The 7,449-nt window shown below is 47.8% G+C and carries 2 protein-coding genes; both read left to right on the forward strand.

Features of this window, described 5'->3' with window-relative positions; genetic code table 11:
* Window positions 1-547: 547 nt before the first annotated feature.
* A complete protein-coding gene (locus tag P5683_RS21170; protein WP_315641012.1) occupies window positions 548-4,066 on the forward strand; it encodes a helicase-related protein in 3,519 nt (1,172 codons plus the stop codon).
* Between the two features lie 315 nt (window positions 4,067-4,381).
* Complete coding sequence (locus P5683_RS21175) at window positions 4,382-7,276, forward strand: DUF1156 domain-containing protein (RefSeq protein ID WP_315641013.1); 2,895 nt, start codon at window positions 4,382-4,384, stop codon at window positions 7,274-7,276.
* Window positions 7,277-7,449: the final 173 nt, after the last annotated feature.

A 7,449-nucleotide genomic window follows, 5' to 3' on the forward strand; every position in this document is an offset into this window, starting at 1 on the left:
GACCAATAATTAATAATTAATAATTAATAATTAATAATGGTAGGGGCGGGTTCTGCTGTTAATTCTCTCACCCCACCAGGATATTAATAAACCCGCCCTCCGGGTTCTGCTGTTAATTCTCTCACCCCACGGTTTGCTTAGAAACCCGGTTTCTCAAAGAAACCGGGTTTCTTGACCACGATAGGGGCGGTGCGTCAAAGGAATGAAATTTGCGGTTAACCCGATAGGTTATCCCTCTGACGCACCCTACTTCTATAATTTATAAAGGCGATCGCTTTTCTATCCGGTGTAACAACCGCGCGAAAAACTGCAAAGGCTCTTTTCCCTTTCGGTACTCAGAAGCCTTGCAGTTATGGGGGAACAAAGCCCATTAGCATTAGGGCTGGGTTCTAGTTATATCTTCTATGCGCTGGGGTCTTAACTCACAAAGGAGCCATAGGACAGTCCCAGAGCCTACAATATACAGTATATCTCAGATGATGAGAATTGTCAATGAATCTCAATGGCTCGGAACCAAATAGATTTTTTCACAGAGTAAAAAAGGGATATGATTAGACTAGAAGATATAACTCGTGGTACAATTATTAAAGGGATTTTGCCTAATGAAAATGTTACCGTTATTGATGCTGCTTGGTATGGTGATGATGCGATTGAATTGACCTATAAAGATAGTCGGGGGAAACCTGGTAATGAACTACTATTTCGCAGTGACCAAGATAGATTAGAAATTGTTAGGGATGGACAGCCCTGGAGTTTTAACGGAGATGGTGCTATATTTAGATTGGTTTCCGAAGCTCACCGCATTCGCCTGGCTCATTTGTTTGACCCTCGGCTGGCTGTTCATACTTCTTTGGTGGAACCTCTCCCACACCAAATTGATGCCGTTTATAACCAAATGCTGAACCGTCAACCTTTGCGGTTTCTGTTGGCTGATGACCCCGGGGCGGGTAAAACTATTATGGCGGGATTATTGATTCGGGAATTGTTGATTAGAGGGGATTTACAAAAGTGTTTGATTGTCTGTCCGGGGAGTTTGGCGATACAGTGGCAAGATGAATTGTCTCAGAAGTTTCACCTACCTTTTGAAATTTTGACAAACGATCGCCTTGAAGCTGCCCGCAGTGGGAACGCTTTTACGGAAATTCCCCTACTGGTTGCTCAATTAGATAAACTTAGCCGTAATCCTAAGTTACAGGCTAAACTCGCCCAAACTGATTGGGATTTGGTCGTAGTTGATGAGGCTCATAAACTCTCGGCTTCCTTTTTTGGGGGGGAAATTAAGGAAACTAAACGCTATAAATTGGGGAAACTTCTGTCGGGGTTGACTCGCCATTTTTTGCTGATGACCGCTACGCCGCACAATGGGAAAGAAGAGGATTTTCAGCTATTTTTGGCTCTGTTGGATGCCGATCGCTTTGAGGGGAAATTTCGGGATGGTGTCCATGTCTGCGAGACCGCTGATTTGATGCGTCGCCTGATTAAAGAAAACTTGCTAAAATTTGATGGTCGTCCCCTGTTTCCAGAACGTCGCGCCCATACCGTGGAATATCGTCTCTCGGAGTTGGAAGCCATCCTTTATAAACAAGTAACCGACTATGTGAAAGAAGAATTTAATCGCGCCGATAACCTGCAAAAAGGACGTAGGGGAACCGTGGGTTTTGCCTTAACTATTCTCCAGCGTCGTCTGGCTTCCTCTCCCGAAGCTATTTATCAGTCTCTGAAACGACGGCGCGATCGCCTCCAAAAAAGACTGCGGGAAGAACAACTAAACCAACGAGGACTCAACGCGGAATTTGACCTTGATCAACAAGACATTGATGATGATTTGGAAGACTTACCCAGTAGCGAGAGGGAAAAAATCGAAACCGAAGTGGTTGACCTGGCGACGGCTTCTCGGACTGTTCAGGAATTACAGACAGAAATCGAACGTTTGCGCCAATTGGAAGAGTTAGCCCAACGGGTGCGCCGCAGTGGGAAAGATTGCAAATGGGAACAATTATCTAAGGTTATGGAAAACGAAATTTTTGCCTTTCCTAACCCCCAGAATGGCGACCATGAACCCGGACAGAAAGCATTGCGGAAACTGGTAATTTTTACGGAACATCGCGATACCCTTAACTATTTGCGCGATCGCATTAAAACCCTTTTAGGTCGTCCTGAAGCCGTAGTTACCATTCATGGAAGTATGGGACGGGATGAACGCAAAAAAGCCGAAGAAGACTTTAAACAGGATGTTACCGTCCAGGTATTAGTAGCCACCGACGCAGCGGGGGAAGGAATTAACCTACAACGCGCCCATCTTATGGTTAATTATGACCTACCTTGGAATCCGAATCGTTTGGAGCAGAGATTTGGGCGCATTCACCGGATCGGACAGACGGAAGTTTGTCATTTGTGGAATTTGGTCGCCGGGGAAACGCGGGAGGGGGATGTATATTTATCGCTGTTGCGGAAACTGGAAATTGAGCAAAACGCCTTGGGGGGTCAGGTGTTTGATGTGTTGGGAAAAGCGATCGCTCAGGTAGAATTGCGGGAGTTACTCATTGAAGCTATCCGCTATGGCGATCGCCCTGATATTAAAGCCAAACAGCAGCAATTGAGCGATCGCCTGAACCGGGAATATTTGCAAACACTCATCGAGGAAAAAGCCCTCGCGAGAGACTCCTTGGATACCACCAAAGTTCAAGCCATTCGGGAGGACATGGAAAGGGCGCAAGCGCGGAAACTCCAACCCCATTTTATCGGCTTATTTTTCCAGGAGGCTTTTACCCGCTTAGGGGGAACCATGCGTCTCCGGGAACCCCGACGTTATGAAATTACCAACGTTCCCGGGGTCATTCGTCATCGCGATCGCCAAATAGGACTGAGTGAACCTATACTAAGACGTTATGAGCGGATCTGTTTTGAGAAGGACTTGATCAGCCTTCCGGGGAAACCCATAGCCGACCTAGTTTGTCCTGGTCATCCTCTTCTTGATGCCACCCTAGACCTGATTTTAGAACGTCATCGAAATCTATTGCGTCAGGGGAGCATTTTGGTTGATGATAGTCCTAACCCGCAGCCAGAGAGAATCTTAGTTTATCTGGAACATAGCATTCAGGACGCGCGAACCGACTCCAACGGACAGCGGCGGTTAGTCTCCCGCAGAATGCAATATGTGGAACTTCCCTGTAGTCTGTTTCCCGACGGCGACCCGACTCCCTCCCCGGCTATTAATGGGGGATATGCGCCTTATTTGGACTATCGCCCCCTCACCGAAGAGGAACATAAAGCGATCGCTCCTTTTCTGCCTAATTTACCCCCAAAAGAGGACATTGAGAAACAGGCGACTACCTACGCCATTACCCATTTAGTCCAACCCCACCTCGAAGAAGTCCAGAAACCCAAACAGGAACTCATTGATCAAACCCTAGTCGCCGTCAAAGACCGACTCACCAAGGAAATCAACTATTGGGACCAAAGGGCTGTCAGTTTGCGCCTGGATGAACAAGCGGGGAAACCCAATGCTAAACTTAACTCTACCAAAGCCCAGCAACGGGCGGACGAGTTAGCCTCCCGCCTAGAAAAAAGGCTCCGCGAACTGGAAGACGAGCGCCGACTTTCACCTTTACCCCCCGTGGTGGTAGGGGCAGCTTTAATCATTCCCAGCCACCGTCTGGCAGCCCTACAACCCCCCTCGCCGAAGATTTCCGACACTTTTGCCAAAAACCGGAAAGCGGTGGAATTAGCGGCAATGGAGGCGGTGATGCGGAAGGAAACGGAGTTAGGCTATCAACCGCGAGACGTTAGCGCCCAAAAGTGCGGTTATGATATCGAGTCGGTCATTCCCGAAACCGGACAATTGCGGTTTATCGAGGTGAAAGGACGCATTGAGGGGGCGCAAACGGTGACGGTGACTAAAAACGAGATTTTGACGGCCTTAAACCGACCTGATAGCTATATCCTAGCATTAGTGGAAGTTCCAGGCGATCGCATTTCCTATATCCACCAACCGTTTCAGCAACAACCCGATTTTGCCGCCCACAGTGTCAATTATAGTTGGCGAGACCTAATAATTAATAATTAATAATTAATAATTAATAATTGGGGAAAACTTTTGTGGCGGGTTAGAAACCCGGTTTCTTTGAGAAACCGGGTTTCTTGACTTCTGGGGGGAAACTCCGTTGACTGGAGGCTGAGAAACTCGGCTTATTTCTGGTGGCTGAGAAACCGGGTTTCTTGACTTCTGGGGGGAAACTCCGTTGACTGGAGGCTGAGAAACCCGGCTTATTTGTGGTGGCTGAGAAACCCGGTTTCTTTGAGAAACCGGGTTTCTTGACTTCTGGGGGGAAACCCTACCAGTTACCAGCTATACTGGGAGTCGGTGTCTACACTGCTTCCCATGACCTACCGCAAAAAACTCATCGAAGTTGCCCTACCCCTCGAAGCCATTAATATGGAGTCCGCGCGGGAAAAGTCTATTCGTCACGGACACCCCTCCACTCTGCATTTGTGGTGGTCGCGGAAACCAACGGCTACAGCTAGGGCGGTGCTTTGGGCTTCTTTGGTAGATGACCCCAGTAGTTGGCCGGAAAAATTCCCCACCCTGGAAGCACAAACCCAGGAAAGACAACGCCTTTTTGATATCTTAGGCCGAATTGTGGTCGATACCGATAAGAAGGGGAAACAAAAACAGGTGGTGCGGGGTTTGGTGTCTTGGGATGATATCAAAGACCCCCAGGTTATTCAAGACGCACAAAGGGAGATAGCCCGCTGTTTGGCGTGGGGAAGGGGGGAAAAACCACCCACGAAACCGGAAGAGGTCCGGGAGTATATTGCCCAGTATGCGCCACCCGCCTATGACCCTTTTGCGGGAGGTGGGTCTATTCCCCTGGAAGCGCAACGGTTGGGGTTGGAAGCCCATGCTAGTGATTTGAACCCGGTGGCGGTATTAATTAATAAGGCGTTGATTGAAATTCCCCCTCGGTTTGCGAATTTACCCCCGGTGAATGGAGATGATAGAAAACGGACTGGGTTAGAGTCTTGGCGTGGCGCACAGGGGTTGGCTGCCGATGTGCGATATTATGGAAGTTGGATGCGAGAGGTGGCTGTTAACGGCATTGGGGATTTATATCCTCCGGTGACTTTGGAAAATGGCGACAAGGCGACGGTTATTGCTTGGTTATGGGTGCGGACGGTGACTTGTCCTAACCCGGCTTGTGGCTGTCAAATGCCTTTAACGAGTAAGTTTTGGCTTTCCACAAAGAAGGGAAAGGAGGCTTGGGTTGAATATGCGATTAACGGGGAAACTAGCCCCCCCGAAATTGATTTTGTGGTGAAGACGGGGAAGGGAAAACCACGGGAGGGGACGGTTGACCGCAAGGGGGCGGTTTGTCTGGCTTGCGACACTTCTGTAAAGTTGGATTATGTGCGGTCAGAAGGTCGTCAGAAGCGCATGGGGGCTAAATTAATGGCTATTGTGGCTGAAGGGAAAAATGGCAGGATTTATTTACCCCCCACCAAACAACAGGAAAATATTGCTTTTTCCGCTAAACCAAAATGGCAGCCGAAAACTGAGTTACCCAAAGAAGCGCTAGGGTTTCGGGTACAAAATTATGGCATGACGAAACACGCTGATTTATTCACCTCCCGTCAATTGGTGGCTTTAAACACTTTTAGTGATTTGGTCGGGGAAGCTAAAGATAAGGCTTTTCAAGATGCCCTGGCTGTGGGATTATCTGATGATGATATTCCCTTGAATAAGGGGGGGAATGGCGCGAGGGCTTATAGTGAAGCGATCGCAGTTTATTTGGCGTTGGCTGTTGATAGATTATCTGACAGAAACTCATCTATTTGTTCTTGGGATATTGGAAGAGATAGTACACGCAATACATTCGGAAGGCAAGCAATCCCAATGGTTTGGGATTTTGCGGAAGCCAATCCTATGAGTGATTCAACAGGCAATTTTAACGGTGCGATTGATTGGGTTATCAAAGTTCTTGAAAATCATGATAATGTAAATGTTAAAGCTAGGGTATTTCAACATGACGCACAAGTGAACCATGAGAATGACGCACAAGCAAAAATTGTCTCAACCGACCCGCCCTATTATGATAATATTGGCTACGCGGATTTATCCGACTTTTTCTATGTGTGGCTGCGTCAATCTTTGGGTTCAATATACCCTGATATTTGCAGCACCCTGTTAGTGCCGAAATCTCAAGAATTGATAGCAGCCCCGCACCGCTTTGAAGGCAGCAAAAAAGGGGCTAAAGAATTTTTTGAAGCCGGATTAATGCAGGCGTTTAAGCGCATGAATAGCATAGCTGATGCTAACTATCCGCTGACCGTTTATTATGCTTTTAAACAAGCCGAAACTGATGCTAAAGATAAGGTGGCTTCTACGGGTTGGGAAACCATGTTAGAAGGGTTAATGCAGGCTAACTTTAGCATTGGTGGAACATGGCCAATGCGTAGCGAATTGAGTAACCGCATGGTTGCCAGTGGTACAAACGCCCTCGCTTCTTCTATAGTGTTAGTGTGTCGTCCCCGTGGTGAGAATGCCGCACCAACGACCAAGCGAAAATTTTTAAGTGAATTGCAAAACGAACTCCCCCAGGCGCTAAAAACGCTGCAAGAGGGAAACATCGCCCCGGTTGACCTAGCCCAAGCCAGTATCGGACCGGGTATGGCAATATATAGCAAGTATAGCGAAGTTTTAGAAAACGATGGCAGCAAGTTGACCGTCCGCAGCGCCCTACAATTAATTAATCAACTCCTAGATGAATACCTGACCGACCAAGAAGGGGAATTTGACAGCGATACCCGTTGGGCGTTAACATGGTTTCAACAATACCAATTCGACCCCGGACTATATGGGGAAGCGGAAACCCTGTCGAAGGCGAGAAATACCAGTATAGAAGGGTTAGAAACGGCGGGAATTTTAACCGCGAAAGCCGGGAAAGTCCGGTTGCTGAGACGGGATGAACTCCCGGAGAAATTGACCGCCGAAAAAGATACACGCCTCCCCCACTGGAAACTCACCCAAGGGCTAATTCAGCGACTCCTAGAAAAGGGAGAAACGGGGGCGGCGGAGTTGCTGTCTGGGCTTCGACAACAGAAAGCGGAGGTAGAAATAGCCAGGGACCTCGCCTATCGTCTATATAATTTATGCGATCGCAAAGGTTGGTCATCGGAAGCGATCGCCTATAATAGTCTAGTAGTATCCTGGCCGGAAATCACCCGTTTAGCCAGTGAGTTTGCGGCTAAACCTTCCCAAGGGGAACTTTTCAATTAATAGGCTTAGAAACCCGGTTTCTTTATAATTAATAATTAATAATTAATAATTAATAATTGGGGAGTGGCGGGTTAGGTTTCTTGACTTCTGGGGGGGAAACTCGGTTGACTTGTTGGCGGGAAACCGGGTTTCTTGACTTCTGGGGGGGAAACCCAGTTGACTGGAGGCTGAGA

Origin of the sequence: Limnospira sp. PMC 1279.21 (genome assembly GCF_032349615.1) — a bacterium.
Lineage (GTDB): Bacteria > Cyanobacteriota > Cyanobacteriia > Cyanobacteriales > Microcoleaceae > Limnospira > Limnospira fusiformis.

Bases quoted from the DNA above. Each gene is read 5' to 3' on its own strand.
- P5683_RS21170 (WP_315641012.1), top strand. From the start codon at position 548: ATGATTAGACTAGAAGATATAACTCGTGGTACAATTATTAAAGGGATT.
- P5683_RS21175 (WP_315641013.1), top strand. From the start codon at position 4,382: ATGACCTACCGCAAAAAACTCATCGAAGTTGCCCTACCCCTCGAAGCC.